This window comes from Inquilinus sp. Marseille-Q2685, assembly GCF_916619195.1.
In the GTDB taxonomy this organism is placed as follows: domain Bacteria; phylum Pseudomonadota; class Alphaproteobacteria; order DSM-16000; family Inquilinaceae; genus Inquilinus.
In genome coordinates this window covers 405614-430859 of sequence record NZ_CAKAKL010000001.1, presented here as the reverse complement: position 1 = coordinate 430859, position 25246 = coordinate 405614, and the positions used below count along the sequence as shown (strand labels likewise).

Sequence of the window (25246 nt, the reverse complement as noted above, 5' to 3'; positions counted from 1 at the left end):
CATCGCGGCGACGGTCGCAAATTGCTCTCCTCCCCGACAAATGGGGGGCTGCGGCGGAAGCGATCCTTCCTATACTCCCTCGCCGGGGCGCTTCGCTCCGGTCCGGAGGGGAAATCCAGATCATGACGTTCCTTCGTTCTCTCAGAACCGTCGCGCTCGCGACCAGCCTGGCGACGACCGTCGCGCTCGCGGCCTGCGGCCAGAAGCCCGCGCCGGCGCCGGAAGCGCCGGTCGGCCCGACCCAGCTGTTCTCGTACGAGGCGCTGACCTTCAAGCCGCTCGGCCTCGATGACAAGAAGGCCACCTACGCCGACCGCGCCGCCTTCACCGAGCAGGTGCGCGACACCGAACTGCCGAAGATTCTGGCGCTGCTCAACATCCCGGCCGACCAGGTGCAGACCGAGGTGACGCCGGGGGGCTATCAGCTCGAGACCAACGCCTCGCTGCAATCGGCCTTCGAGACCGACCCGAAGACCGCCGACCTGTTCGGTGCCGCGGTCGGCTACACCTTCCGCCAGTGGAGCGTGCTGGTCACCGACTTCACGCCGGAAGGGCAGGGCAACACCGGCTACGCCGTGGTCACCTTCAAGGACCACGCGCCGAGCGGCGAGGAGGCCCAGGCCTTCTTCCAGCATGCAGCATCGGTGAACAAGGGGCTGGGCGGCGGCTACACCGCCTTCGGCCGCGACCTGTTCTTCCTCAACATCGCCGATTCCACCGGCAAGGCCTATAGCGGCCTCGACGACGCCACCTTCGTGGCCGAGCTGACCAAGGCGGCGCAGAGCTTCACCGGCGCGCCGGTGTCGGTCTCCCGCTCCGGCCGGGTCGACGCCCGCTTCGTCGAGAACGACTGGGACAAGTCCAAGACCGGCCAGGACTACGGCAAGATCCTGGGCCGCGACCTGACCCGGAAGCTGACCCAGTTGCGCCGCGAGCACGAGCGCGCCCTGCGCAAGTTCGGCACCGAGCACGGCTGGAAGAAGTAGCGAAGACGGCGCCGCCCCGCCGCGGGCGGCGCCGCCTCACCCGGCGGCGGCTGCGGCCGGACCTGGGCCTCGGACCGCCTCGTCGCTGATCGACCGGACCCGCTCGAACGTCCCGCCCCGGGACGCGTGGAACACCTCTCTTCGAGCGAGATCCTGCCGGGCGGCCATCCGTGCTGCGCATCGGTCCATACCAAAAAGCGGAATTCCCATCGGGATCCTCGAGGCAAATCCTCGTTGCGAGCAGCGTTGGGAGAGAAGCATGGCAGACAGGTCGGCGCAGCAGAGGATTGGCGGCGAAAGCTCCGGCCAAGGACAATCGTCGGGAGACGCGGCAGCTCTCAATCGAGGGCTGGCCGAGTTGCTGGGGATTGAGATCGGCCGGCTGCAGACCGCCGGCGACGCCCGGGATCATGTGGAGGCGGCCAGGGCCCGGACGAACGATCAGCTCGCCACCCGCCAGGACGAACTGGACACCGTGAACCAGGCTCGGTGGCAGGGCGCGGAGGAACAGGAAGCGCTTTTCGAGATGCTGGAAGAGCTCCGGCAGACACAGGACAACCAACTCACCGAATATTTTCGCCTCGTGGACGAAGAGCAGCTGGCATATTCGAATATAGATGATCAGCAACAGGCCTCGGTTTCGCTCATGGATCGTCTTTCTGCGCGACGGGATGCCCTGTTCGCCCAAGAAGACGAGCTCGAGAGATTGTACGATTCAATCGATGAACGGTGGATGCAGGTCGGCGACACGCTGGCCTCCCTCGGGATCGCGCTGGGCGAAGCCGGCGCGACGAGGGACCTGGAAGGCCTGACCACCCTGATCGATGGACACCGTGGCGCTCTCGACCGGTCGCTCGCCGATCTGGAGCGGCGGACGATCGAGGCGAAGGAGCAAGAGCAAGCGGCCAAGACGCGGACAGAACAGGCGACCGCAAGGCTCCAAGCCCTGCAGGAGGAGATTGGGACGCTCCGAGCCACGCCGGAAGATCCACAGGACCAGGGGCAGACGGCGGCGATTGCGGAAAGGCTCGAAGCCCTCGAGGCCGAGCGTTTCGAAGTCGATGCGGGAATAAGGGCCGGCACGGAAGAACTCGGCCAGATCGAGACCCGGCTGGAAGACCTGGAAAGACAAAAAAGCAAAGTGAGCGGTGACATCGGCGTTCTGAACGGCCTTCTGAACGATGGAAAATCGACGATAAACGAACTTCGGTCTGTCGATGGCCAATACAAATTGGCTTTGCAAAGATCGATAAAAATTAATGACGAGATCAATGAGATCGAAAATGACATCATGGAAAATGACGATAATGTAAGATCAATAAATGAAAATATTGAAGGATTAAAAAATAAAATCGCACATACACAATTGTCAATATCAGATGTCGAGAATAAGATTGAAATCGAGAGAAGCAAAATAGATTCGGTGGATCAAAAAATCGATGGACTCGATCAACAGAAGATCGCACTTGAAGAAAAAGTCGACGAGCTTTTGGCGATTGCGAGCCGGCTGGACAGCCCGGCACTCCTCCGCGCCATCGAACAATTGCCCGAATCGCTGCGAGGCGACACGATCGGGGACGACGCGGCAGGTCCCTCAAGGCCAACGACGCAACCGCAGACCGGGCAGCAGGAGGACATCGGTCTGGCCCCTGCGAGCGATCTGACATCCCACCCAGCCGGGGACGATGGTGTCGGGGCGTTGCCGCAGGCGTTTCAACAGCTCGTCGTCGCGAATGGGGGAGACCAGGTGGCGAGCGCCAGCATGTTGAGCGCCATCCGGGACGTCGGGAAAGTTGTTCTGCGCGACCTCGCGGTGCTGCTCACATTGGCCACCACCCGCGAAGCGGCCGCCTACGGCATCAGCGCGGGCAGCGAGAAGATGAAGCAGGATCTCGCCCCGATCCTGATCGCGCTGAATTTTCTGCCGATCGCGGTGAAGATTGGTGGCATGGTCTACGACAGCAGCAGCAGTCGACCGGCAGAAAACCGTTTGGCACCGACAGGAAAGCAGTACGCCTCGGTCGCCACCAACACCCTCTTGATGATCGGCGCGACCGCCGCCGCCGCCCAGGCCGGGGGCGGGATCGCGGCCCAGGGGCCTGCGTCGGCCAGAGCGCTGATCATAGGCCTGCGCGACATGGTGAACATGTACTTCCCGGTCACGGACAATCGTAACGGCGGCCCGCTGCTGAATATGGCGGCGGTTCTCGCCGACAACGTGGCGTACTCGACATATTCCCAGCTGACGACCGTTCTGATCGCTCTCGGGCTGGTGCATAGCGGTGCCGGTGCCCAGGCGGCCGGCCTGGCCGGACGGGAAGCCGCTGGGGAGGTGGCCAAGTATGTCGCGGCCTACACGGCTGTCGAGCTCCTGGAGACGATTTCGTATCGTGCCTTCAACCAGTACTTCGACAGAATCGCGATGGGCCTCGAGCCGCCGATGCCGGGCGACCCGAACGCGCGGCAGGGTTTGCAGGGTATTGCCCGATACCGGGCCAAGGTCGGGTTCAAGCTCAGACACACCCTCGGCGAGATCCGTCGCCAGGGGACCGATGCCGCGCACGCACGTCAGGCCTTCACGTATATCCTTCTCATATTCGGAAACGTCGTCTCCGAGTTGACCAGGAACCAGACCGTGGCGGCTTCGACTCTCATCTCGGCGGGCGCCTTCTTCGCCGCGACCTTCGTCGCCTATTTTCCCTTCGTCGGGATCGGGGAATACGCTGCGCGGCAGGGATAGCCGCTTCACTCGGCGGCTTCTGCGGCCGGCACTTGCGCCGGGCGGCGGCCGAAGCGCTGGGCCAGGACGACGCCCAGCAGCACCAGGGCGCCGCCGGCCAGGTGGTACGGGTGCAGGCTCTCGCCCAGCACCGCCACCGCGATCGCCGCGGTCATCACCGGCGACAGGTTGATGAACAGGCTGGTGCGGCTGGGGCCGAGCAGGCGGATCGCCTCCATCCACAGGAATGGCGCCAGGATCGAGGTCGGGATCCCGGCATAGAGGATCAGCGCGACCGCCGTGGCGCTGTGCGGCGCCGCCGGCGCCAGCAGCCAGCCCGGCAGCAGGAACAGCGTGGCGAATGCGATCTGCAGGTACAGCGACGGCCAGGCCGGCAGCGGCATCGGCCAGCGCCGCAGCAGCACGCCGTAGCCGGAATAGGTGATGCAGGCGATCAGCATCATCCCGTCGCCCGGCGCCAGCCCGCCGCTGAACGGCGCCAGCGGGTCGCCCTGGCCCAGCAGCAGCGTCAGGCCGACCAGGGACAGGGCGCCGCCGCCCACCATGCCCAGCGTCGGCGCCTCGGCCAGCAGCAGGCTCGACAGCGCCATGGTCAGCAGCGGCACCAGCGACACGACGAAGCCCATCTTGGTGGCGGATGTCGTCTCCGCCGCGTAATAGGCCAGCCCCTGATAGGCGGCCATGCCGAGCAGCCCCAGCACCGCCAGCTTCGCCAGATGCGGCCGGATCTCCCGCCGCAGCCGCCACACCGGCCGGATCAGGAAGGGCGTCAGCAGCAGCAGGGCCAGGGCCCAGCGTTCGAAGGCGATGACGCTCGGGTGGACCGTGGTCGCCGCCAGCTTGGTGACGACGACGTTGCCGGACCAGATCGCCACGGTGACGACCGGCAGGGCGAACCAGCGCAAGGGGGTGTCGGATGCGGACATGGCGCAACGGTAGCGCTTGGCCGGTTCAAGATATATAACGATGATCGGACAGGCGATCGAGAGGACAGGACATGGCCCGCATCCCTGCATTGCGTGGCGAACCGCCCGACCCGCTGTCGTTCCGCACCGAGGACTATCCGGCCGGCATGGTGTGGCCGGAGGCGTCCTTGCCCTGGGGCAAGCTGAACTACGCCGTGCGCGGCCTGATGGTGGCGACGGTCGGCGGCGTGCGCTACCTGTCGCCGCCGCATTACGCGATCTGGACACCGCCCGACGTGGTGCACGCCTGCCACAACCGCGACGCGGTGCGCTACGTCTCGGTCTATGTCCGGCGCGAGCTCTGCGTGGATCTGCCGGCCGAGCCCTGCACCCTGGCGCTCAGCCCGCTGATCAAGGCGATCCTGGCCGATGTCGACGCCCGGGGCGTGAAGGTGCCGAAGACCGACGCCGACCTGCGGCTGGCGCAGGTGCTGGTCGACCAGATCCGGCTGGCGCCACGCCATTCCTCCTATCTGCCGCTGTCCGACGACCCGGCCCTGCGCATTGTGCTGGAGGCGCTGCAGCGCGAGCCGGGGGGCCGCCGGTCGCTGGCGGAATGGGCGCGGATCACCGGCACCACCGAGCGCACCCTGTCCCGCCACTGCCAGCGCGACCTCGGCATGTCCTTCGCCGAGTGGCGGCAGCGGATGAAGCTGGTCGCGGCCCTGTCGCGGCTGGAGGAAGGGGCTTCGGTCGGCGCGGTGGCGCGCTGGCTCGGCTACGGCAACGCCTCGGCCTTCATCGCCATGTTCCACCGCCTGACCGGCACCACGCCCGACCAGATGCGCAAGGATGGCCTCCGCCGTGACCGGGACGCGGCGTAGGGGCGGATCTCGCGTTTCGTCAGCCCGCCTCGTCGTCCAGCGCCGCCAGGATCCGGTAGGCGGCTTTCACCCGCGCCGCGATCGGATAGGCGCGGTTCGCCAGGATCACCACGCCGATGCCGCGGGCCGGAACGAAGGCGACATAGGCGCCGAAGCCGTTGGTCGAGCCGGTCTTGTTGATCAGCACGTCGTCCTGCGGCGGCAGCGGCGGGTCCAGCCGGGTGACGGCATGGGCCTTCTGGCTCATCTCGGAGGAGTTGCCCGCCAGCAGCCGGTCGAGGCCGATCGGCCAGGCATACATCTCCCAGCCCAGGCCCTGGGTCATGTCGCCGACCCGGTAATAGCCGGCATGGGTCGCGGCGATGGCGCGCCGGAGCGTGTCGTCCAGCGCCCCGCCGCCCATATTCGCCTCGACGAACCGGATCATGTCGGCCGCGGTCGTCTTCACGCCATAGGCTTCCGAATCCAGCATGCCCGGCGTCACCCGGACCGGCCGGCCGGATCTCGAGACGCCCCAGGCGTAGCGGTCCATCTGGTCGCGCGGGACACGGATGTAGGTCCGGGTCAGGCCCAGCCCCGGGAAGATCTCCTGCTCCATCAGGTCGTCGAACGGCCTGTTCAGGCTCCGGGCGGCGAGGGCGCCGAACAGGCCGATGCTGGGGTTCGAGTACAGCCGGTGGGTGCCGGCGGCATAGGCCGGGCGCCAGCCCCGATAGAAGGCGATCATCCCGTCCTGGTCGGTGACGCCGTCCGGGAACTGCAGCGGCAGGCCGCCCGCCGTGTAGGTCGCGAGATCGAGCAGGCTGATCCGGTCGAAGGCGCTTCCGGCGAGGGCCGGCAGGTGCTGGCTGGCGCTGTCGGAAAGGGACAGGGTCCCGCGCAGCTGCGCGGCGGCGCCGAGGACAGCGGTGAAGGTCTTGCTGACCGAGCCGATCTCGAACAGCGTGTCCTCGGTGACCTTCTGGCCGCTCTCCCTGGCGGCGACCCCATAGTTGAAGAAGTACTGCTTCCCCTGGGCCGTGACCGCCACGGCCATGCCGGGAATGTCGTTCTCCTTCAGGACCGGCGCGACCGCGTCCCGGACGACGCTCTCGAGCCGGTCCCGGCTGGGGACGTCGGCAGCGTTGGCGGGCGTGCCGAGGAGCAGGGCGGCGGTCGCGAGGGCTCCGAGCTTCGGCAGCAAGATGCGTCTCATGGCGGATTCGGCGTCCTGATGTTGATGACGGATGGTCGTGCGCAGCCGCGCCTCCGCCCGGTCGAGGCCGAGCGCCAGCAGGGCGGCGATCTCGGCCTCCGGCAGCCCCTGCTCGACGGCGCGCCAGCGCAGCTCGCAGCGCCGCACCACCTCGTCGAGATCGGCGTCGCACCGGATCTCCCGGATCGGTCGCATGGGGGCTCCTCGGGGTGCGGGGACGGGCAGGGGCGAGCCGGGGTCAGGCCCCGGCGACAATGCGGCCGATCTCGGCGATCACCGGGTTCTGCTGCGCCATCGATTTCGACGGCAGCTCGCAATAGGCGGCGACGATGACTGCGCCGCGCTGCGGCGTCCAGGCGACGGCGACGTCGTTGACGCTGCCCTCCTTGTTCCCGCCGGTCCCGGTCTTGTCGCCGACCAGCCAGTCCGCCGGGAAGCCGGCCCGCAGCCGGGCGTCGCCGGTCTTGTTGGTGATCAGCCAGGCCGCCAGCTGGGCGCGCGAGGACGGGGAGAGCGCGTCGCCGAACAGCAGCGCCCGCAGCGTCTGCAGCATCGCCGCCGGCGTCGTGGTGTCGCGCGGATCGCCGGGGGCGGCATAGGCGTTCAGCTCCGGCTCGATGCGGTCCAGCCGCGAGGTCGCGTCGCCGATCGACCGCAGGAAGGCGGTCAGTCCCGCCGGGCCGCCGAAGCTGGCGAGCAGGAGGTTGCCCGCCGTGTTGTCGCTGTAGGTCACGGCCGCGTCGCAGAGCTCGGCCACCGTCATGCCGGCCCCGCCGACGCGGCGTTCGGTCACCGTGGACACGCCGGCCACGAGTTCCTTGCGCGAGAACACGACGCGGCGGTCCAGCCGTTCCTTCTTCTGGTCGACGCGGGCGAGGACGAAGGCCGCGGCCAGGGCCTTGAAGGTGCTGCACAGCAGGAAGCGCTCATCGGCCCGATGCCCGATGCGCGCGCCGGTCGCGAGATCGAGCGCGGCGACGCCGATGCGGCCGCCATGGGCGCGCTCGAGCTCGGCGAGCCGCGCCTCGGCATCACCGCCGGCCTGGGCCCGCGCCGCGGCCGGGAAGGCGGCGAGCGCGGGGACGAGCAGAGAGCTGGCAAGCGCCCAGCGGCGCGATACCGGGATCGTCAATCCTGTCTCCATGAATCGGGGTGCCGGAGCTTTCGTCCGGAACGGCGCCATGTCGTCGGCCGCCGTCGATCTCCTGGATAAGCGGAAGCGATGCCCTCAGCCAAACGAGGAATACTTCGCATAGGCATGAGCCAATGTTGGCCAAGACCGGGGCGGCGAGGCGCGTTATCCGTGCTGCCAGACCTTGACGGCCGAGATGGCGAGGATCGCCGCCAGGATCGGCAGCAGGATCGCGCCCGGCACCACGCCGAGCAGCAGACCGCCGATAAAGCTGCCGGCGATGGAGCCGACGGCCATCACCAGCACGAATCGCCGATTGCGGCCGAGCACGCCGAAGCTCTGGTCCCGGCTGTAGCGCGCGAAGCCGACGAGCATCGTCGGCAGGCTCACGGCGAGGGAGAGGCTCCCGGCGAGCTTGATGTCCGTCCCGAACAGCAGCACCAGGGTCGGGATCAGGAGCTCGCCCCCGGCGACGCCCAGGATGGCCGCGAAGATCCCGATCCCGAAGCCGGCAACGACACCCGCCACCAGCTGCGTCGGCCCGGCGAACAATGCGGCGCCGCCCGCGATCCGATGCTCGAGCAGCAGCACGGCGGCGATGGCCGCGAGCAGGACCGCGATCACCTTGTAGAGGGTGTCCGAGCGCAGACGCGTTGCCCAGCCCGCGCCGAACCAGGCGCCGAGGAGGCTGCCCGCCAGCAGATTGGCGACGACCGGCCAGTGGGAGAGCACGTCGTCGACCGGCACGGCTCGCGTCCTGAACAGCAGCGCCGAGGCGACGACAACAAGGCTCATGGCCTTGTTGAGAATGACCGCTTCCAGCGCCCTGAAACGGAACAGGCCGATCAGCAGCGGCAGCCGGAATTCGGCGCCGCCCAAGCCGATCAGCCCGCCGAGCGTTCCGATCGCCGCTCCTCCGAGGAAGCCTGCCGGGAGGCTGCGTCGGGACGCTGCGGATTGAGCCGGGTCCATGCGTTGTAGTTAGCCGGACATAACGCATCGGCACAAGCCGGCTTATGGGACGGACGGCCGGCATCAACCGGAGGTCGCGGCCCGGTTGCGGGCGACATGTCCTCTCGCGGCTGTGGATGAGCGCGTCACTCGGCGCCGGCAGGGGCGGGGATGGCCTCCCGGTGTCCGCGGCCAACGTCGGCCCCCGCTTCCAGCGAGACCGCATCCGCCGGCTTCACGCGGAACCAGGCGGCGTAGAGCGCCGGCAGGAAGAGCAGGATGAGCACGGTGCCGATGGCCGTCCCGCCGATCAGCGTGTAGGCCATGGATCCCCAGAAGACCGAATGGGTGAGGGGGATGAAGGCCAGCACGGCGGCGAGCGCCGTCAGGATGACCGGCCGGGCGCGCTGCACGGTCGCCTCGACCACGGCGTGATAGTCGTCGAGCCCGGCATCCCTGTTCTCCTTGATCTGTCCGATCAGGATCAGCGTGTTGCGCATCAGGATGCCGGCGAGCCCGATCAGACCCAGGATGGCGTTGAAGCCGAAGGGCTGGTTGAAGGCGAGCAGGACCGGCACGGCGCCGACGAGGCCCAGCGGGGCGGTCAGCATCACCATCGCGGTCGCCGAGAAGGAGCGGACCTGCAGCATGATGAGGACCAGCATCAGGGCGACCATGATCGGGAACACGGTGGCGAGCGCGGCGTTCGCCTTCCCCGCCTCCTCGATCGAGCCGCCCATCTCGATGCGGTAACCCTCCGGCAGCGAGGCGATCAGCGGCTGCAGGGCCTGCATGACGCGCAGCGAGACTTCGGGCGGCTGGGCGGCCTCGCCGATGTCGGAGCGGACGGCGATCGTCGGGGTCCGGTCGCGCCGCTTCAGGATCGGGTCTTCCATGCGCACCTCGGCATGGCCGATCTGGGCGAGCGGGATCAGGCGCCCGTCGCGGCTGGTGAGCGAGAAGTCGGCGAGCCGGGCAGGGTCGAGCCGCTCTCCGCCGGCGCTGCGGGCGACGACGTCGACGGTGCGGATGTTCTCGCGGACCTGCGTGACGGCGACGCCGGTGAGCAGGAACTGCAGCTGCTGCGCCGCTTCCGCCGGCGACAGGCCGATGAGGCGCAGCCGGTCCTGGTCGAGGACATAGCGCAGGGTCGGCACGCGGTTGCCCCAGTCGCGATTGGCCTGCCGCACGTCGGGAACGCCCCGCATGATGGCGAGCGCCTGCTCGGAGATCCGGCGCAGCTCGCCGGCATCCGGCCCCATGATCCGGAACTCGACCGGAAACGGCGTGTAGGGGCCGAACATCAGCTGGGTGATGCGCAGATAGGCTTCGGGCGCGAGCCCTTTGGCCACGGCCGTGCGCAGCCGGCGCTTCAGGGCTTCGCGGGCCTCCCCGGCGGGGGTCAGGATGACGATCTTGGCGAAGGCGGGATCGGGCAGTTCCGGGGACATGGCCAGGAAGAAGCGCGGCGCGCCCTGGCCGACATAGCTCGTGACGATCTTGGCCTCCGGCTGGTCCGCCAGCCAGCGCTCGACCGTCTCGACCGTCCGCTCCGTCGTCTCGATGCTCGTGCCCTCCGGCATGCGCACCTCGACCAGCACCTCGGGACGGTCGGAGGTCGGGAAGAACTGCTGCTTCACCGCGCCCATGCCGATGACGGAGAGCGCGAAGACCACGCCCACCGCGCCGCAGGTGAGGAACTTGTGACGCACGGCGAAGGCGATGACCTGGCGCAGGCGGCGGTAGTTCGGCGTGTCGTAGATGGCGTGGTGCCCGCCTTCGACCGGCTTGATCTCGGGCAGCAGCTTCACGCCCAGATAGGGCGTGAAGGCGACCGCCACGACCCAGGAGGCGATCAGGGCGAAGCCCACGATCCAGAAGATGTTGCCGGCATATTCGCCGGCGGTCGAGCGCGCGAAGCCGACCGGCATGAGCCCGACCACCGTCACCAGCGTCCCCGACAGCATCGGCGCCGCCGTGTGGCTCCAGGCATAGGCCGCGGCCGCGATCCGGCCCATGCCTTCCTCCATCTTCACCACCATCACCTCGATGGCGATGATGGCGTCGTCGACCAGCAGCCCGAGCGCGAGGATCAGGGCGCCGAGCGTGATGCGGTCGAAGAACCGGCCGGTCTCCAGCATGACGAGGAAGACGACCGCGAGGGTGAGGGGGACCGCGGCAGCGACCACGATGCCGACCCGCCAGCCGAGGCTGACCAGGCTGACCAGCAGCACGACCCCGAGCGCCATGACGAACTTCAGCATGAACTCGTCGATGGACTCCGTGATGTTCACGGCCTGGTCGGTCACCTTGGTCAGGCTGAGCCCGAGCGGCAGGGCGCCGGCGATCTTCGCCGTCTCCGCCTCCAGCGCCCGGCCGAGGTCGAGGCCGTTCCAGCCGTCCTGCATCACCACGGACAGCATCAGTGCCGGCTCGCCCTGGTGGCGGATGATGAAGGTCGCCGGGTCCTCGTATCCGCGCCGGACATCGGCAATGTCGGAGAGCTTGAGCGTGCGGCCGCCGGCGGCGATCGGCGTGTCGGCGATCTTCCGGAGGTCGTCATAGGCGCCGTCGAGACGGATGAAGACCTGCGGTCCCTCGGTGTCGATCGAACCCGCCGGCGTCACCGCGTTCTGCCGCTGGAGGGCGGCGAAGATGTCCTGCGCCGAGACGCCGAGGGTGACCAGCTTGGCATAGGAGAACTCGACGAAGATCCGTTCCGGCCGCTCGCCGAGAATGGCGATCTTCTTGATGCCGGGCACATGGAGGAGCTGCTGGCGGATGGTCTCGGCCTGCCTGACCAGCGCGCGCATCGGCATGCCTTTGGCCTTCAGCGCATAGAGCGCGAAGCTGACGTCCGAGTACTCGTCGTTGACGAACGGGCCCACGGCTCCGGCGGGCAGGTTCCGGGCCTCGTCGCCCAGCTTCTTGCGGGCCTGGTAGAACTGCTCCTGCACCTGGGCCGGCGGGGTGCTGTCCTTCAGGGTGAGCGTCATGAAGGCGAGCCCGGGCCGCGTCATGGTCTCGACCCGGTCGTACCATTGCAGCTCCTGGAGGCGCTTCTCGAGCGGCTCGGCGACGAGGTCCTGCATCTCCTGCGCCGTCGCGCCCGGCCAGGCGGTGGTGACGGTCAGCACTTTCACGGTGAAGGCGGGATCCTCGGCGCGGCCGAGCTTGAGGAAGGCGATGGCGCCGGCGATCGCGATCGCGATGATGAAGAACAGCGTCACCGAACGTTCGCGAACGGCGAGCGCCGAGAGATTGAAGCTCATGGCGTATCCGCCTTTGCGACAAGAGTGCGGACGGTCTCGCCCTCATGAAGAAGGTGGGCCCCCAGGGCCGCGATCCGCTCGCCGGGCTCGAGGCCCGATACGATCGCGGTCTCCCCGCCGAGCCGGCGTATCGTCACCGGCCGGAAGCCGACCGTGGACGTGGCCTGGTCGATGACCCAGACACCGGGCTTGCCGCCGTCGTCCAGGACGGCGCCGATCGGGACCTCGACGGCGTCGGCGGCATCGGCATCCGCGATCCACAGCGTCACCGTCGCGCCCAGCGGCGCCGACGCCGCATCGCCGTCCAGCACGTAGCGCGCTTCGTAGGTCCGGGTCTGCGGATCGGCCGAATCCGACAGCTGTCGCAGGCGGGCGGGCCAGCGCCGCTGGTCGACGCCGTAGACACTCGCCTCCGCCCGCGAGCCCATGGCCAGCCTGACCGTCTCGGGAAGCGCGACGGTGGCCTCGCGGGGCCCGGCATGGGCGAGCCGCACCACCACCTGTCCGGCCGCGACGACCTGGCCGGGCTCGCCGAGCGTCTCCACGACGATGCCGTCCGCGTCGGCCTCGAGGGTCGAGTACTCGGCCTCGTTCGCCGCGACCCTGGCTTCGGCTTCGGCGGCGGCGAGCTGCGCCTCGGCGGAGTCCAGCGCCGCCCTGGCCTGCTCATGGCGCTGCTTCGTCGCCCATCCCTTGGCCACGAGGTCGGCGTATCTCCTGTCGTCCGCGCGGGCCTGCACCGCCACCGCGCGGGCGGCGGCGACCGCGTTCTGCCTGGCCGTCAACGCAAGGCGCAGGTCATTCTCGTCGATGCGCATGAGCGGCTGGCCGGCGGCGACGCGCTCGCCGACATCGACCAGGCGTTCGACGATCTTGCCGGGCACGCGGAAGCCGAGATTGCTCTGCACCCGCGCCGAGATCGAGCCGGTGAAGGCGCGCTCGACATGGCCGACCGTCCTGGCTTCGGCGATCGCGACGACCGGCGGGGCGCTGCGCGGATCGTCCTGCGCCCTCCGTCCTTCGGCCGAACCGGACACCACGAGGACGCCCGCCGCGCCGATCGCCAGCAGCGAAAGAGCCAGGGAGAGCAGGAGGTGCTTCTTGTTCATGAGCGGAAATCCGACAACTGGGGCAGGCGCCGTGGGAGGCGGGATCGGGCGCATACAGGGAAACCAGTGCATATGCACATATTGGCCAAACACTTGCGCTTCACATCCATCGTTCAGCCCCTGTCCACGGGACGGAAGCGCTCCAGCGAGGCTGTCAGCTGCGCGAGCTCTTCCGGCGGGAAGCCGGCCGTGACGGCCTGCTGGGCCTGCTGCCAGCCTTCCTTGGCGCCGGCGAGGATCTCTTCGCCGGCTTCGGTCAGGGCGATGCGCCGCGCGCGTGCGTCGCGCTCGTCGGTGGACACGTCCAGAAGCCCGCGCCGGGCGAGCGGCTTCAGGTTCTTGGTCAGGGTCGTGCGGTCCATTCCCAGCGTCTCCGCCAGTTCGCCGATGGTCGGGGACCGGAGATGCTTGAGCGCGATGAGGACGGAGAACTGCCAGTTGTTGATCCCGAGCGACCGGAACGCTTCATCGAAACGACGGCCGATGATCCGCCCCGCCCGCTGGACGTGCTGGCACAGGCAGGTGCGGGCGATGAGGTCGGCGGTCTCGGCGTCGAGGGTTTGCGAAAGCGGCATGCCCTTCAAATAGGTGCATATGAACGTATCGTCAAGTGCAGTGGCCCTGCCGATGAGCGTGTGCATCGTCGCGACATGATTCTCCTTGCCTGAATGTTCTGTTTTTGTTCTATTCAATCATGGTCGATACTGCGATCAAAGCCGGAGCTCCGTCCGCCGTTTCGCCGGCCACGGAGGCGGCGCCAATGGACCGACGACGGCTGGGCCGAACACCGCCGCCAGCCCTGCAACGACGACGTGGATCCCTGGAATCCAGGAAAGCTTTCCGGGAACGAAGGGGATCATCGTGGTTTATCCGGTCACAGGCCGGGAAGGGAGATCCGCATGTGCACCCGACACCATCGCCACTCGATCTTCTGCATCCTGCCGCCCTATCTGTTGCGCGAGATTCTCGCCAACGGCAGCAGGGCGCAGAAGGCGGCCGCCAGCCGGGCGCTCGGCATCGACACGACGTTCCGCACCATGCGCGTCCGGCTGGAGGTGGCGCAGTCGGTGGCGGCGCGCCGCAGCCGCAAGCTGGCCCTGCCGCCATCGCGCCAGCGCAGCATCTACACTGCCGGCAACGGCGAGACCCTGCCGGGCACGCTGGTGCGCGCCGAAGGGCAGGACCCGTCGGGCGACGTCGCGGTCGACGAGGCCTATGACGGCCTGGGCCACACCTTCGACTTCTTCTTCGAGGCGTATCGCCGCAACTCGATCAACGACGACGGCATGGCGCTCGACGCCACGGTCCATTACGGCGAGGACTACAACAACGCCTTCTGGAACGGCCAGCGCATGGTGTTCGGCGATGGCGACGGCGACCTGTTCAACCGCTTCACCGCCTCGCTCGACGTCATCGGCCACGAGCTCGGCCACGGCGTCACCGAGGACGAGGCTGGCCTCGTCTATATGCAGCAGCCGGGGGCGCTGAACGAATCCCTGTCCGATGTCTGGGGATCGCTGGTCAAGCAATGGGTGCTGAAGCAGACCGCCGAGGAGGCCGACTGGATCATCGGCGAGGGGCTGTTCACCGCCAAGGTGCAGGGCGTGGGCCTGCGCTCGATGAAGGCGCCGGGCACCGCCTATGACGATCCGGTGCTGGGGAAGGACCGCCAGCCCGGCCACATGGACGACTATGTCGACACGATGCAGGACAATGGCGGTGTCCACATCAATTCCGGCATCCCGAACCGGGCCTTCTACCTCGCTGCGACCGCCATCGGCGGCCATGCCTGGGAGAAGGCGGGCCGCATCTGGTACGATGCCCTGCGTGACGCCCGGGTGACCGAGACCACGAAATTCGCCGATTTCGCCGCCGTGACGGTGGATGTGGCGGGGCGGCTGCCCGGCGTGAAGAAGGCCGAGGCCAAGGCCGTGGCCGACGCCTGGAAGCAGGTCGGCGTCCCGACCGGCTGACGCCCCGGGGAGGGGCAGGAGCGGACGATGCGGATCACCTTCGCGATGTCGAGCACGGGCCTGTTCTATGCGCCGGGGCTGGCCGAGCCGGTGGTGCTGGACCTGGCGGCGCTGCCGCCGGCGGAAGCCGCCCGGATCGAGGCGCTGGTCCGCGACGCCCATGTCCTCGACCGGCCCGCGGCGCCGGAAAGCCTGTCGCGGCCGATGCCGGACGCCCGGCAGTTCACCGTGACGATCGACGAGGGCGGCCGCAGCCGCACGCTCGAGCTGGCCGAGCCGATCGCCGACCCGGCGCTGAAGGACCTGGTCCGCTGCCTGCTGGACCAAGTCCGGGCGGCGCGGGCGAGCCGGCGGTCATAGTCGGCGCTTCGGATCGGTTCCTTTCGCACTCCACAGGCCCGACGGTCTGGGCATGAGCCAGGGCACACGGAACGCACGAAACATTCGCAATTAAGCCATAATTATAAACAAAACATCCTGTCCTGGAGCATGGAGTCGAGGCTTATTCCTTAATGTTTAAGGAGATGCAGCGATGTCCATCATTCCGGGAACCTCGGGCGACGATAATCTCTACGGCACATCCTCCAGCGATCAGATCACCGGCGCCGGGGGCGACGATACGATCTACGACGGCGACTACAGCGTCAGTTCGGTGGACACGATCGACGGGGGAACCGGCGACGACTATGTCGTCACCTATGCCGGCGCCGATACCATCAATGGCGGCACCGGGCAGGACCTCCTTCAATTCTACTATACGAGCGGTTCGACGGCGTTCACCGTCACGACCAACACGACGCCGGGGGCGACCACGACCGCTTCCAACGGCGTACAATTCACCAATTTCGAGAGGCTGTACTTCTATCTCGGATCCGGCGACGACGTCGTGACCGCGGGGGACGGCGACGATTCCTTTTCCGGCAATGCCGGGAACGACACGTTCAACGGCGGCAGCGGTCGCGACGGCGGCTATGGCGGCCTTGGCAATGACATATTCCACGGCGGCAGCGGCAGCGACTATCTCAACGGCGACGACGGGAACGATTCGCTCTACGGAGACAGCGGCGGCGACTCCCTCTATGGCGGCGCCGGCGCCGACACCATCTCCGGCGGCGACGGCTATGACTATATCGAGGGCGGTGCCGGCGCCGATACACTCAATGGCGGCGCCTCCGGCGATAGCCTGTCCTACTATTCCTCCGCAGCCGCGGTGGCGGTGAACCTGGCGTTTGGGACCGCGAGCGGCGGCCATGCGCAGGGTGACACCTTCTCGAATTTCGAGAACGTCACCGGCAGCCAGCATGACGACTCGCTCACCGGAAATGCCAGCAGCAACAGCCTCAACGGCAACGATGGCGACGACGCGCTCTCCGGTGGCGGAGACTACGACAGTCTCTATGGCGGCTCCGGCAGCGACACCCTCTCCGGGGACGCCGGAAACGACTATCTCTCCGGGGACGACGGCGACGATCTGCTGCGCGGCGGGGTCGGCGCGGACAGCCTCTACGGCGGCAACGGCACCGACACCGCAAGCTATTATACGAGTTCGGCCGGGGTCGTGATCAATCTGGTGACGGGCTCGGGCAGCGCCGGCGACGCCGCGGGCGATTTTCTGAGCGCGATCGAGAACCTCTCCGGCGGCCAGGGCAATGACAGCCTGGTCGGGGACACCGGGGCGAACACGCTGCTGGGCTGGAACGGCAACGACGTGCTCACCGGCGCGGGCGGCAAGGACATGCTGACCGGAGGCGCCGGCGCCGACCGCTTCGTCTATGGCAATACGGCGCAGAGCCCGGTCGGCGCCGGAGCCGACCGGATCACCGATTTCAGCCACGCCCAGGGCGACCACATCGACCTGGAGGGAATCGACGCCAACACGGCCGTGGCCGGCGACCAGGCCTTCAGCTTCATCGGCACGGCGACCTATACCGGCGTTGCCGGCCAGCTGCGCTACGTCGTCGTCGGAGGCGTCACTACCATCGGCGGCGACGTCGACGGCGACGGCGCCTCCGACTTCCACATCCAGCTCACCGGCTCGATCGGCCTGGTCGCCGCCGATTTCGTGCTCTGACCGCGGCGGCTGGCGATTTACCCCGCCTGCGGCACCGGCGCGGCGGCCGGGCGGCCCTTCGGGCCGCGGATGCCGGTCAGGTCGGCCCAGCGGTAGCGGTCCATCGCCAGCCCTTCCAGGTCGATCTCGGCGCGGCGGCCGGAGACGATGTCCGACATCACCCGGCCGGAGCCGCAGGCCATGGTCCAGCCCAGCGTGCCGTGGCCGGTGTTGAGGAACAGGTTGCCATAGGGCGTGCGGCCGACCACCGGGGTGCCGTCCGGCGTCATCGGCCGCATGCCGGTCCAGAAGCTGGCGCGGGAGACATCGCCGCCCGCCGGGAACAGGTCGGTGACCGAATGCTCCAGCGTCCGCCGACGGGCGTCCCACAGCTTGCTGCTGTAGCCCGCCAGCTCGGCGGTGCCGCCGACGCGGATGCGGTCGCCCAGCCGGGTGATCGCGACCTTGTAGGTCTCGTCCATCACGGTCGAGACGGGGGCCCCTGCGGCCTCGGTGATCGGCACGGTGATCGAGTAGCCCTTGACCGGATAGACCGGGATCTGGATTCCCAGCGGCTTCAAGAGCAGCGGCGAATAGCTGCCCAGCGCCAGGACATAGCCATCGGCGCGCAGGGTCTCGCCGTCCTCCAGCGCCACGCCGCCGATGCGGTTGCCGTCGGTCATCAGCGCGGCGATGCGGGCGCCCCAGCGGAAGGTGACGCCCAGCCCCTCGGCCAGCTTCGCCAGGGTGTTGGTGAACTTGAAGCAGTCGCCGGTCTCGTCGCCCGGCAGGCGCAGGCCGCCGGCCAGCTTGTCCTTCACCGCGGCGAGGGCGGGCTCGGCGGTGGCGCAGCCGGCCGGGTCCAGCACCTCGTAGGGCACCCCGGCCTCCTGCAGCACGGCGATGTCCTTGGCCGCGGCGTCGACCTGCTTCTGGGTGCGGAACAGCTGCAGCGTGCCCTGGGCCCGGTCGTCATAGGCGATGCCGGTGTCGGCGCGCAGCTGGCGCAGGCAGTCGCGGCTGTATTCCGCCAGGCGGACCATCCGCTCCTTGTTCACGGCGTAGCGGGCGGCGGTGCAGTTGCGCAGCATCTGCGCCAGCCACAGCCACTGCCGGGTGTCCAGCTGCGGGCGCAGCACGAAGGGGCTGTGCTCCATCAGCATCCATTTGATCGCCTTCAGCGGCACGCCGGGGGCGGCCCAGGGCGCGGAATAGCCGGGCGAGACCTGGCCGGCATTGGCGAAGCTGGTCTCGTTCGCCGGCCCGTCCTGCCGGTCGACCACCGTCACCTCGTGGCCGGCGCGGGCGAGGTACCAGGCGGTGGTCACGCCGATGACGCCGGCGCCGAGGACGATGACCTTCACGACGGAACTCCTTCGAGAACCAGGGTGGACGAGGGGGCAGGGGATGGCTGGCCGTCGCGGTACTCGCGACGGAAGCGGCGGCCGAGCCGGGTCAGGATCTCGTAGCCGATGGTGCCGGCATCGGCGGCGATGGCATCGACGCTGCGATGCGGCCCGATCAGCTCGACCATCGCACCGGGGCGCAGCGCGCCCTCCGGCAGGGCCGAGACGTCGAGGCCGAGCGAATCCATCGACACGGCACCGACGATCGGCAGGGCGGCGTCGCCGAAATGCGCGATGCCGGCGTTGCTAAGGCTGCGGGGGAAGCCGTCGGCATAACCCACCGCCACGGTGGCGATGCGGCGCGGCCCATCGGCGCGCCAGGTCAGGCCGTAGCCGACCTCGTCGCCGGCGGCGATGCTGCGCAGCTGGACGATCCGGGCCTGCAGCCGCACCACCGGGCGCAGCGGGTTCGGCGCGCCGGCGACCGGGGTTAGCCCGTACAGCGCCGCGCCGGGCCGGGCCATGTCGTAGTGGAAGTCGGGGCCGAGGAAGATGCCGGAGGAGTTGGCCAGCGCCGCCGGGGCCTGCGGCAGGCGGCGGCGGGCCACGTCGAAGCGCAGGCGCTGGGTGCCGTTGGCCGGGTGGTCCTGCCGCTCGGCGCAGGCCAGGTGGCTCATCACCAGGCGCAGGTCGAGACTGTCGAGGCGCCGCGGCTCATCGACGATCCGGTCCAACTCGGCCGGCGACAGCCCCATGCGCGACATGCCGGTGTCGAGCTGCAGCACCGCCGGCAGCGCCCGCCCGAGGCGGCGCGCCAGGCCGGTCCAACCCTCGACCTGCTCCAGGCTGTTCAGCACAGGGGTCAGGCGGTGGGCCAGGGCGATGTCCTCGCAGCCCGGCATCGGCCCGTGCAGCACGAACACCTCCGCCGCCTCCGGCACGCGAGGCCGAAGGGCTATGCCCTCCTCGAGATGGGCGACGAAGAAGTGGCGGCATCCTTCCGCGGCCAGGACCGGCGCGATCCGGTCGGCGCCCAGCCCGTAGGCGTCGGCCTTCAGCACTGCGGCGCAGGCGGCGCGGCCGAGGCGGCGGCGCAGCGCACGATAATTCTCGCGGATCGCGGCCAGATCGACGATCAGCGTGGCGCCGGAGGCGTCGGCAAGGGAAGTGGTCATCGGGGCCGAACCGCAGGGGATCCAACGGCATCAGGATACGGCCGCGGGCCCTCGGTGATCCTTGATTTCCGTTGATCCTTCTGCGGCCGGATGGTCTGGTGTTCGCAGCAAATTCGCCGGTTTTCGCAGAAAACACGCATGACCACGCTCGACGCCATCGACCGCAAGATGATCCAGCTGCTGCGCGCCGACGGGCGCATCAGCAATGCCGACCTGGCCGAGGCGGTCGGGCTGTCGCCGTCCGCCTGCCTGCGCCGGCGTCAGTTGCTGGAGCATGCCGGGATCATCCGCGGCTACACTGCGCTGATCGACGAGCCCGACGTCGCCAACCCGACCATCGCCATCGTCCAGATCACGCTGGAGCGGCAGACCGAGGAATATCTGGCCCGGTTCGAGGCCGCCGTGCGGAAGTGCCCGGAGGTCGACCAGTGCTATCTGATGACCGGCATGTCGGATTACCTGCTGCGCGTCGTCGCCCGCGACACCGCCGATTACGAGCGGATCCACAAGGAGCAGCTGTCGCGCATGCCCGGCGTCTCCCGCATCCAGTCGGCCTTTACCCTGCGCAGCGTGATCCGAGGCAACTCCGGGACCTAAGGAGAACTTTGCCATGACCCGTGACCGCCTGTTCCTGCTGCGTCCCGGATTCACCGACCCGGCCTATCCCGGCCAGGTCTTCTACTGCTGGCACTGCGCCTTGCTGGAAGGCGTGCTGGCCTCCTTCCCGGAGCCGGCGGCGCGGCTGGACGTCGAGCGGATCCCCTGGCCGCGGCCGCGCCAGGCCGTGGTGGCGCTGGTCGGCGAACGGAACCAGTCGCTGCCGCTGCTGGTGCTGGGCGTGGGGAGCCCGGTCGATGCGGAGGCCGAGAGCCATGGCGACGTCCGCTTCATCGCCGGCAAGGACCGCATCCTCGCCGCCCTGTCACGGCGTCACGGCTTTCCCGACCCGCATCCTTGACCGGCGCGGCCTAAGGCTCCTTCCGCACGCCCCACAGCCGGGCGTTGCCCGGACCCCAATCGGCATAGCCGCGGACCTTCGGCCCGACCGTCGTCACCTGCACCGGGTTGAACAGGCCGATCACCGGCACCTGCTCGGCCATGCGGGCGTGCAGCTTGTCGAAGATCGCCTGCCGGCCGGCCTTGTCCTCCACCGTCTTGGCCTCGGCCAGCCAAGCGGCCGCCTGCGGGTCCTCCCACTGGCTGGTCGGGTCCTCGTCCTTGCTGCCGATGATCGAGTCGAAGGCCAGCGCCGGGTCGGGCCGGCCGGAATAGGTGAAGACCGAGGCCTGGAACTTGCCCTCGCGGTAGTTCTGCAGCTGCGTCGCCCAGTCCAGCGTCTCGAGCTGCGCGTCGATCCCGGCGGCGGTCAGCAGCCCCTGGATCATCAGCGCCGCCTCGTACTGGCCGGTCGGGCGGTTGTTGGTCTGGATCCTGATCGTGGCCCCGGCGCGGCCGGCCTGCTGCAGCAGCTTCGCGGCTTCGGCCGGGTCATAGGCCGGCCAAGCCATCTCGCCGTCGTGGTGATAGGCGCTGGCCACGGCGATGGCCGACGGATTCGGGGCGGCCAGGCCGAAGCTCGCCGCCTCGGCCACCTGCTTGCCGTCGATCGCCCGGGCCAGCGCCTGGCGCACCCGGACGTCGGACAGCAGCGGATCCCGGGTCTGCAGCAGCAGCACCGCCCAGGACAGGGTCGGCGTCACCGTCACCTGCGCCCCGGCCGCCTTCATCGTCTCGATCTCGGTGGCGCCGACATCGGGCACGATGTCGACCTGGCCGGAGAGGAGGGCGGCGTTCATCACCGAACGGTCGGGTATGACGACAAAACGCAGCCTCTCCGCCAATGCCTGCTTGCCGCCGGCGGCGCCGTCGCGGTCGCCGGGCAGCGACTTGTAGCCGGCGAAGCGGGTCAGCTCGAGATACCGGTTCTTCTGCCAGTCGGCGAAGACATAGGGCCCGGTCCCGACCGGCTTGACCCAGGCGCCGTCGGGCCCGAGCGAGGAGGGGCTGAGCACCGCGGCGCCGCACTGGATCGTCGCCATGTTGACCAGGAACAGCGCGCTGCGCCGGTCGAGCCGGAACACCACGGTGCGCGGGTCCGGCGTCTCCACCGCCAGCACCTTCGGGCCGTTGCGGCCGTCAAAGCGGTCCAGGCACTGCCACTGCGTCGCCGGGTCGAGATAGCGCTTCCAGCTCCATGCCACCTCGGCCGAGGTCATCGGCCGGCCGTCGTGGAAGGTGACGCCGTCGCGCAGCCGGAAGGTGTAGGCGGTGCCGTCCGGCGACACCTCGACGCTCTCGGCCAGCATCGGCACCGGGGTCTGGTCCTCGCGCAGGGCGACCAGCCCTTCGGTCACATGCTGCAACACGACGTCGGAGTTGAAGTCGCGCTGCACGCCCGGATTGCTGCTGCGGATATCGGCATTGAGCGCGATCGACAGCAGCGGTGTCGGCTCCGCCGCGGCCGCAGGAGCGGCGGCGAGGAGCAGGGCGGCAAGGGCCAGGGCCCGCATGGCGCTCACGCCGCCTCGGCCCGGAGCTTCGCCAGCGTGTCGGCGAAGAAGGCCTTCACCGGCTCCAGCACGCGCGTGCCCTCATGGCCGACGCCGGGGACGATGTCATGGCGCACCGCGATGCCGTGGCGCTCAAAGCTGGCGCGCAGCGACAGCATCCGCTCCTGCCGGTTGCCGCCGGCCAGGTCGGCGCCGTCCATCCAGCCCGGATCGGTCGGCCTGGTGACGATCTCCCAGGTCTCGGTGTCGTCGCCGCCGATCACCATCTGCACCGCCACCCGGCGCATCGCCGCGAGGTCGACCGGCCGGCCGAAGCGGGCCTCGAAGTCGCGCAGGCCGACCCACCAGTCGTAGTCCCAATTGAGCAGCGTGACCGAGCCCGGCGCGCCGATCGAGACGCCCAGCACCCGCTCCGGATGGACGTAGAGGAAGCGGTGGACGAAATGGCCGCCGCCGGAGAAGCCGAACATCAGGAAACGGTCGGCGCGGACCCGGTACTTCGCCGCCACCTCGTCGACCATGGCCAGCAGCAGCAGGTCGAAGCGCATGTCGTGGAAGGCCAGGCGCTTGTAGTTCGACAGCTCTCCCGGCTCGATCAGCCCGGCCGGGAACAGCGGCGCCAGCAGGATGCAGTCGTTCGCCTCGGCGAAATCCATGAAGCCGTCGCGATAGGCGGTGGCGGTGCGGCCGGTGCCGTGCATCAGCACCGCCAGGCTGTAGGTCTTGTCGCCATCCTCCTCGTAGTCCCGGGGAACGTAGAGGCAGTAGGAGACGCGCTGGTCGGCCTGCAGCGCGAAGAACGGCGTCTGGCCGAAATCGTAGTAGGACAGCCTCACCCCATGGCCCGGACGATCGCGCATTGTCAGCCTCCGCTGTGCCGGCTTCACCGGCCGGCCCGGGCATCTTAGGACGGCCGACGCTCGTCGCAAGGCGAAATGTATTTTGATATCGTAAAATTCGAAAATTTCGACAGCGCCGCGATCATCGAGGCCTTTGCGCTGATGCGGCCGGCATGCCTAGAGTTGTGAAGACCTCGGCCAGCGGGGCAGAGCCGGATGCAGCAGGCGGTCGGCGCCAAGGATGATCTGCGTGTGGAGCGCGCCGCCGAGCCGGCGCCTGCGGGACTGCTGCTGCCCTTCGTCGAGGCACTGGCCCATCCGGTGTTCCGCCTGGTCTGGTTCACCGGCCTGTTCGCCAATCTCGGCGATTGGGCCCAGTCGGTCGCTGCCGCCTGGGTGCTGACCGTCACCGAGGCCAGCCCGTTCCTGGTCGCGCTGATCCAGGTGGCGACCGCGGTGCCGCTGGTGCTGCTGTCGCTGCCGACCGGGGCGCTGGCCGATATCTATGATCGCCGCAAGATGATCCTGGCTGGCGAGGCGTGCTGCGTCCTGGGCGGTCTCGGCCTGACCGTGCTCGGCGTCCTCGGTCTGCTCGAGCCGGTCGGGCTGATCGGTCTGACCTTCCTGATCGCCGTCGGCTACGCGCTGGAGGGGCCGGCCTGGCAGGCGGCGGTCGGCGACATGGTGCCGAAGCAGGCGGTGGCCAGCGCCGTGCTGCTGAACTCGATCAACTACAACGTCGCCCGCGCCCTGGGGCCGGCGATTGGCGGCCTCCTGCTCGCCTGGCTGGGCGCGTCATGGGTGTTCCTGATCGCCACGGCCAGCTTCGCCGGCCTGCTGGCGGCGGTCTGGTCCTGGGGCTGGCGCCCGGCGCGCTCGGCCCTGCCGCCGGAGACGCTGCGCGGGGCCGTGACCGCAGGGCTGCGCTTCGCCCGGCATTCGCTGGTGACCCGGCGGGTGGCGACGCGGTCCTTCATCTTCGGCTTCTGCGCCAGCTCGGTGTGGGCGCTGCTGCCGCTGCTGGCGCTCGACCAGCTCGGCGAGGACGCCATCGGCTACGGCGTGCTGCTCGGCGCGCTCGGCATCGGTGCGGTCTGTGGCGGCTTCCTGGTCCAGCCGGCGCGGGAACGGCTGGGCACCAGCGGGCTGATCTCGAGCTCCGCCTTCGTCTTCGCCGCGGTGCTGCTGGTGCTCGGCACCATCCACATCACCGCCGTGCTGGTGCCGGTGCTGTTCGTCGGCGGCGTCGCCTGGATCGCCGTGGTGTCGACCTACAACACCGCGGTGCAGCTGCTGGTGCCGGACTGGGTCAAGGCCCGGGCCATGGCGATCTACCAGATGGCGCTGTATGGCGGGCTGGCGCTCGGCTCGGTCGCCTGGGGCGCCTTGGCTGAGAGCGCGGGTGTCGCCGCCACTCTGGCGGCCAGCGGCGCCGCGCTCGTGATCGGGGCGCTGTGGGCGCTGCGGCTGAAGATCCCGGACATCGCCCTGGTCGACCTGCGGGCCGCGCCGGTCCGCAAGCTGGAGCTGCCGGCCCTGCCGATCGATCCGCGCCGGGACGCGGTGATGGTGGTGGTCGAGTACCGCATCGGGCCGGACCAGGAGCGCGACTTCGTCCGCGCCAGCGCCCGGTTGCGCGAGGTGCGGCTGCGCAACGGCGCCAGCCGGTGGTCGCTGTTCCGCGACGCCGCCGACCGGCTGAAATGGAGCGAAGTCTATTTCGTCGACAGCTGGTACGAACATCTGCGGCTGCTGGCCCGGTTGACCGCGGCCGACCGCGAGCTGATCGACCGGGTCGGGCGGCTGAACCAGGGGCCGCCGCCCTCGGTCCGCCACGCCATCAGCTGGCGCCGGCGCGGCCGGCGCCAGCTGGCCGCCAAGCCTCCCGCCGATGGCGCGGCAAGGCCGGATCCGGGGCGGCCGCCGGGGCAGGGGGCGACCGCATCACCGGGGCAGCAGCCTGTCTCCACGCCGGCTGCCGATCCTCAGATTTCCACCACCGGAACATAGTATCAGCCTCGTCTCGTTCCGTATTGCTACCCACCTGGACGTCATGCTCGCGCAGCATTCTGTTAAAATAGAGCTGTGAGTAGCCCGGGTTCTTGAACATTGAAGCTTCATTCGATGACATCTGGTCACCGACAGGCGGTGGCGATAGTCTAGGCAGACCTCCTTCTGC

Annotated in this window: 20 protein-coding genes; 9 read left to right on the top strand and 11 right to left on the bottom strand. The window is 69.0% G+C overall.

Features of this window, described 5'->3' with window-relative positions; all coding sequences use genetic code 11:
• Positions 1-122: 122 nt before the first annotated feature.
• The gene (locus tag LG391_RS01990; protein WP_225765544.1) at positions 123-986 is read left to right on the top strand and encodes a hypothetical protein; all 864 of its coding nucleotides are present in this window, start codon (positions 123-125) and stop codon (positions 984-986) included.
• A gap of 259 nt (positions 987-1245) precedes the next feature.
• Positions 1246-3726 (top strand): hypothetical protein, encoded by a 2481-nt coding sequence (locus LG391_RS01985; RefSeq protein ID WP_225765542.1) that lies wholly within the window; start codon positions 1246-1248, stop codon positions 3724-3726.
• 5 nt (positions 3727-3731) lie between these two features.
• Here LG391_RS01985 and LG391_RS01980 read toward each other — a convergent pair whose 3' ends face one another.
• Positions 3732-4652 carry a DMT family transporter gene (locus LG391_RS01980; RefSeq protein WP_225765540.1) on the bottom strand — a complete coding sequence of 307 codons (921 nt, stop codon included), beginning with the start codon at positions 4650-4652 and terminating at the stop codon, positions 3732-3734.
• A gap of 71 nt (positions 4653-4723) precedes the next feature.
• Here LG391_RS01980 and LG391_RS01975 point away from each other — a divergent pair, with 71 nt between their 5' ends.
• Positions 4724-5515, top strand: a complete 792-nt coding sequence (locus LG391_RS01975; RefSeq protein ID WP_225765538.1) for a helix-turn-helix domain-containing protein — start codon at positions 4724-4726, stop codon at positions 5513-5515.
• 19 nt (positions 5516-5534) lie between these two features.
• Here LG391_RS01975 and ampC read toward each other — a convergent pair whose 3' ends face one another.
• From ampC to LG391_RS01945, 6 genes are all read right to left on the bottom strand, one after another.
• On the bottom strand, positions 5535-6710 hold the full coding sequence (gene ampC, locus LG391_RS01970) for a class C beta-lactamase (RefSeq protein WP_374200729.1): 1176 nt from the start codon (positions 6708-6710) through the stop codon (positions 5535-5537).
• Positions 6711-6948: 238 nt separating this feature from the next.
• Positions 6949-7842, bottom strand: a complete 894-nt coding sequence (gene bla, locus LG391_RS01965) for a class A beta-lactamase (RefSeq protein ID WP_225765535.1) — start codon at positions 7840-7842, stop codon at positions 6949-6951.
• A gap of 165 nt (positions 7843-8007) precedes the next feature.
• Entirely contained in the window at positions 8008-8814 is an 807-nt protein-coding gene (locus LG391_RS01960) for a sulfite exporter TauE/SafE family protein (RefSeq protein ID WP_225765533.1), read from the bottom strand.
• A gap of 125 nt (positions 8815-8939) precedes the next feature.
• Positions 8940-12065 (bottom strand): efflux RND transporter permease subunit, encoded by a 3126-nt coding sequence (locus LG391_RS01955; protein ID WP_225765531.1) that lies wholly within the window; start codon positions 12063-12065, stop codon positions 8940-8942.
• Complete coding sequence (locus LG391_RS01950) at positions 12062-13228, bottom strand: efflux RND transporter periplasmic adaptor subunit (protein WP_225765529.1); 1167 nt, start codon at positions 13226-13228, stop codon at positions 12062-12064. Before LG391_RS01950 ends, LG391_RS01955 begins: the two co-directional genes overlap by 4 nt.
• A 59-nt stretch (positions 13229-13287) precedes the next feature.
• Positions 13288-13815 (bottom strand): MarR family winged helix-turn-helix transcriptional regulator, encoded by a 528-nt coding sequence (locus LG391_RS01945; protein ID WP_225765519.1) that lies wholly within the window; start codon positions 13813-13815, stop codon positions 13288-13290.
• A 258-nt stretch (positions 13816-14073) separates the two neighbouring features.
• Here LG391_RS01945 and LG391_RS01940 point away from each other — a divergent pair, with 258 nt between their 5' ends.
• The 3 genes from LG391_RS01940 (at position 14074) to LG391_RS01930 (ending at position 17218) form a co-directional block, all read left to right on the top strand.
• Entirely contained in the window at positions 14074-15147 is a 1074-nt protein-coding gene (locus tag LG391_RS01940) for a M4 family metallopeptidase (RefSeq protein ID WP_225765518.1), read from the top strand.
• A 27-nt stretch (positions 15148-15174) separates the two neighbouring features.
• Positions 15175-15507, top strand: a complete 333-nt coding sequence (locus LG391_RS01935; RefSeq protein ID WP_225765516.1) for a protealysin inhibitor emfourin — start codon at positions 15175-15177, stop codon at positions 15505-15507.
• A 172-nt stretch (positions 15508-15679) separates the two neighbouring features.
• Positions 15680-17218 (top strand): calcium-binding protein, encoded by a 1539-nt coding sequence (locus LG391_RS01930; RefSeq protein ID WP_225765514.1) that lies wholly within the window; start codon positions 15680-15682, stop codon positions 17216-17218.
• A 17-nt stretch (positions 17219-17235) separates the two neighbouring features.
• Here the strand turns inward: LG391_RS01930 and LG391_RS01925 are convergent, their stop codons facing one another.
• Positions 17236-18561, bottom strand: coding sequence for a D-amino acid dehydrogenase (locus tag LG391_RS01925; RefSeq protein ID WP_225765512.1), 1326 nt, complete (start codon positions 18559-18561; stop codon positions 17236-17238).
• Complete coding sequence (gene alr / locus LG391_RS01920) at positions 18558-19718, bottom strand: alanine racemase (RefSeq protein WP_225765510.1); 1161 nt, start codon at positions 19716-19718, stop codon at positions 18558-18560. The genes LG391_RS01925 and alr overlap by 4 nt, the downstream gene beginning before the upstream one ends.
• 138 nt (positions 19719-19856) lie before the next feature.
• Here alr and LG391_RS01915 point away from each other — a divergent pair, with 138 nt between their 5' ends.
• Positions 19857-20315: an Lrp/AsnC family transcriptional regulator gene (locus LG391_RS01915; RefSeq protein WP_225765508.1), complete on the top strand. Its 459-nt coding sequence runs from the start codon at positions 19857-19859 to the stop codon at positions 20313-20315.
• Between the two features lie 13 nt (positions 20316-20328).
• Complete coding sequence (locus LG391_RS01910; RefSeq protein ID WP_225765506.1) at positions 20329-20676, top strand: DUF3088 domain-containing protein; 348 nt, start codon at positions 20329-20331, stop codon at positions 20674-20676.
• 10 nt (positions 20677-20686) lie between these two features.
• Here LG391_RS01910 and LG391_RS01905 read toward each other — a convergent pair whose 3' ends face one another.
• Positions 20687-22228 (bottom strand): ABC transporter substrate-binding protein, encoded by a 1542-nt coding sequence (locus LG391_RS01905; protein ID WP_225767627.1) that lies wholly within the window; start codon positions 22226-22228, stop codon positions 20687-20689.
• A gap of 5 nt (positions 22229-22233) precedes the next feature.
• The gene (locus LG391_RS01900; protein ID WP_225765496.1) at positions 22234-23088 is read right to left on the bottom strand and encodes an alpha/beta hydrolase; all 855 of its coding nucleotides are present in this window, start codon (positions 23086-23088) and stop codon (positions 22234-22236) included.
• A 195-nt stretch (positions 23089-23283) separates the two neighbouring features.
• Here LG391_RS01900 and LG391_RS01895 point away from each other — a divergent pair, with 195 nt between their 5' ends.
• On the top strand, positions 23284-25077 hold the full coding sequence (locus LG391_RS01895) for an MFS transporter (RefSeq protein ID WP_225765493.1): 1794 nt from the start codon (positions 23284-23286) through the stop codon (positions 25075-25077).
• Positions 25078-25246: the final 169 nt, after the last annotated feature.

Coding starts and splice junctions, on each gene's coding strand:
- LG391_RS01990 (WP_225765544.1), top strand. CDS start 123: ATGACGTTCCTTCGTTCTCTCAGAACCGTCGCGCTCGCGACCAGCCTG.
- LG391_RS01985 (WP_225765542.1), top strand. CDS start 1,246: ATGGCAGACAGGTCGGCGCAGCAGAGGATTGGCGGCGAAAGCTCCGGC.
- LG391_RS01980 (WP_225765540.1), bottom strand. CDS start 4,652: ATGTCCGCATCCGACACCCCCTTGCGCTGGTTCGCCCTGCCGGTCGTC.
- LG391_RS01975 (WP_225765538.1), top strand. CDS start 4,724: ATGGCCCGCATCCCTGCATTGCGTGGCGAACCGCCCGACCCGCTGTCG.
- ampC (WP_374200729.1), bottom strand. CDS start 6,710: ATGAGACGCATCTTGCTGCCGAAGCTCGGAGCCCTCGCGACCGCCGCC.
- LG391_RS01960 (WP_225765533.1), bottom strand. CDS start 8,814: ATGGACCCGGCTCAATCCGCAGCGTCCCGACGCAGCCTCCCGGCAGGC.
- LG391_RS01955 (WP_225765531.1), bottom strand. CDS start 12,065: ATGAGCTTCAATCTCTCGGCGCTCGCCGTTCGCGAACGTTCGGTGACG.
- LG391_RS01950 (WP_225765529.1), bottom strand. CDS start 13,228: ATGCGCCCGATCCCGCCTCCCACGGCGCCTGCCCCAGTTGTCGGATTT.
- LG391_RS01945 (WP_225765519.1), bottom strand. CDS start 13,815: ATGCACACGCTCATCGGCAGGGCCACTGCACTTGACGATACGTTCATA.
- LG391_RS01940 (WP_225765518.1), top strand. CDS start 14,074: ATGTGCACCCGACACCATCGCCACTCGATCTTCTGCATCCTGCCGCCC.
- LG391_RS01935 (WP_225765516.1), top strand. CDS start 15,175: ATGCGGATCACCTTCGCGATGTCGAGCACGGGCCTGTTCTATGCGCCG.
- LG391_RS01930 (WP_225765514.1), top strand. CDS start 15,680: ATGTCCATCATTCCGGGAACCTCGGGCGACGATAATCTCTACGGCACA.
- alr (WP_225765510.1), bottom strand. CDS start 19,718: ATGACCACTTCCCTTGCCGACGCCTCCGGCGCCACGCTGATCGTCGAT.
- LG391_RS01915 (WP_225765508.1), top strand. CDS start 19,857: ATGACCACGCTCGACGCCATCGACCGCAAGATGATCCAGCTGCTGCGC.
- LG391_RS01910 (WP_225765506.1), top strand. CDS start 20,329: ATGACCCGTGACCGCCTGTTCCTGCTGCGTCCCGGATTCACCGACCCG.
- LG391_RS01905 (WP_225767627.1), bottom strand. CDS start 22,228: ATGCGGGCCCTGGCCCTTGCCGCCCTGCTCCTCGCCGCCGCTCCTGCG.
- LG391_RS01900 (WP_225765496.1), bottom strand. CDS start 23,088: ATGCGCGATCGTCCGGGCCATGGGGTGAGGCTGTCCTACTACGATTTC.
- LG391_RS01895 (WP_225765493.1), top strand. CDS start 23,284: ATGCAGCAGGCGGTCGGCGCCAAGGATGATCTGCGTGTGGAGCGCGCC.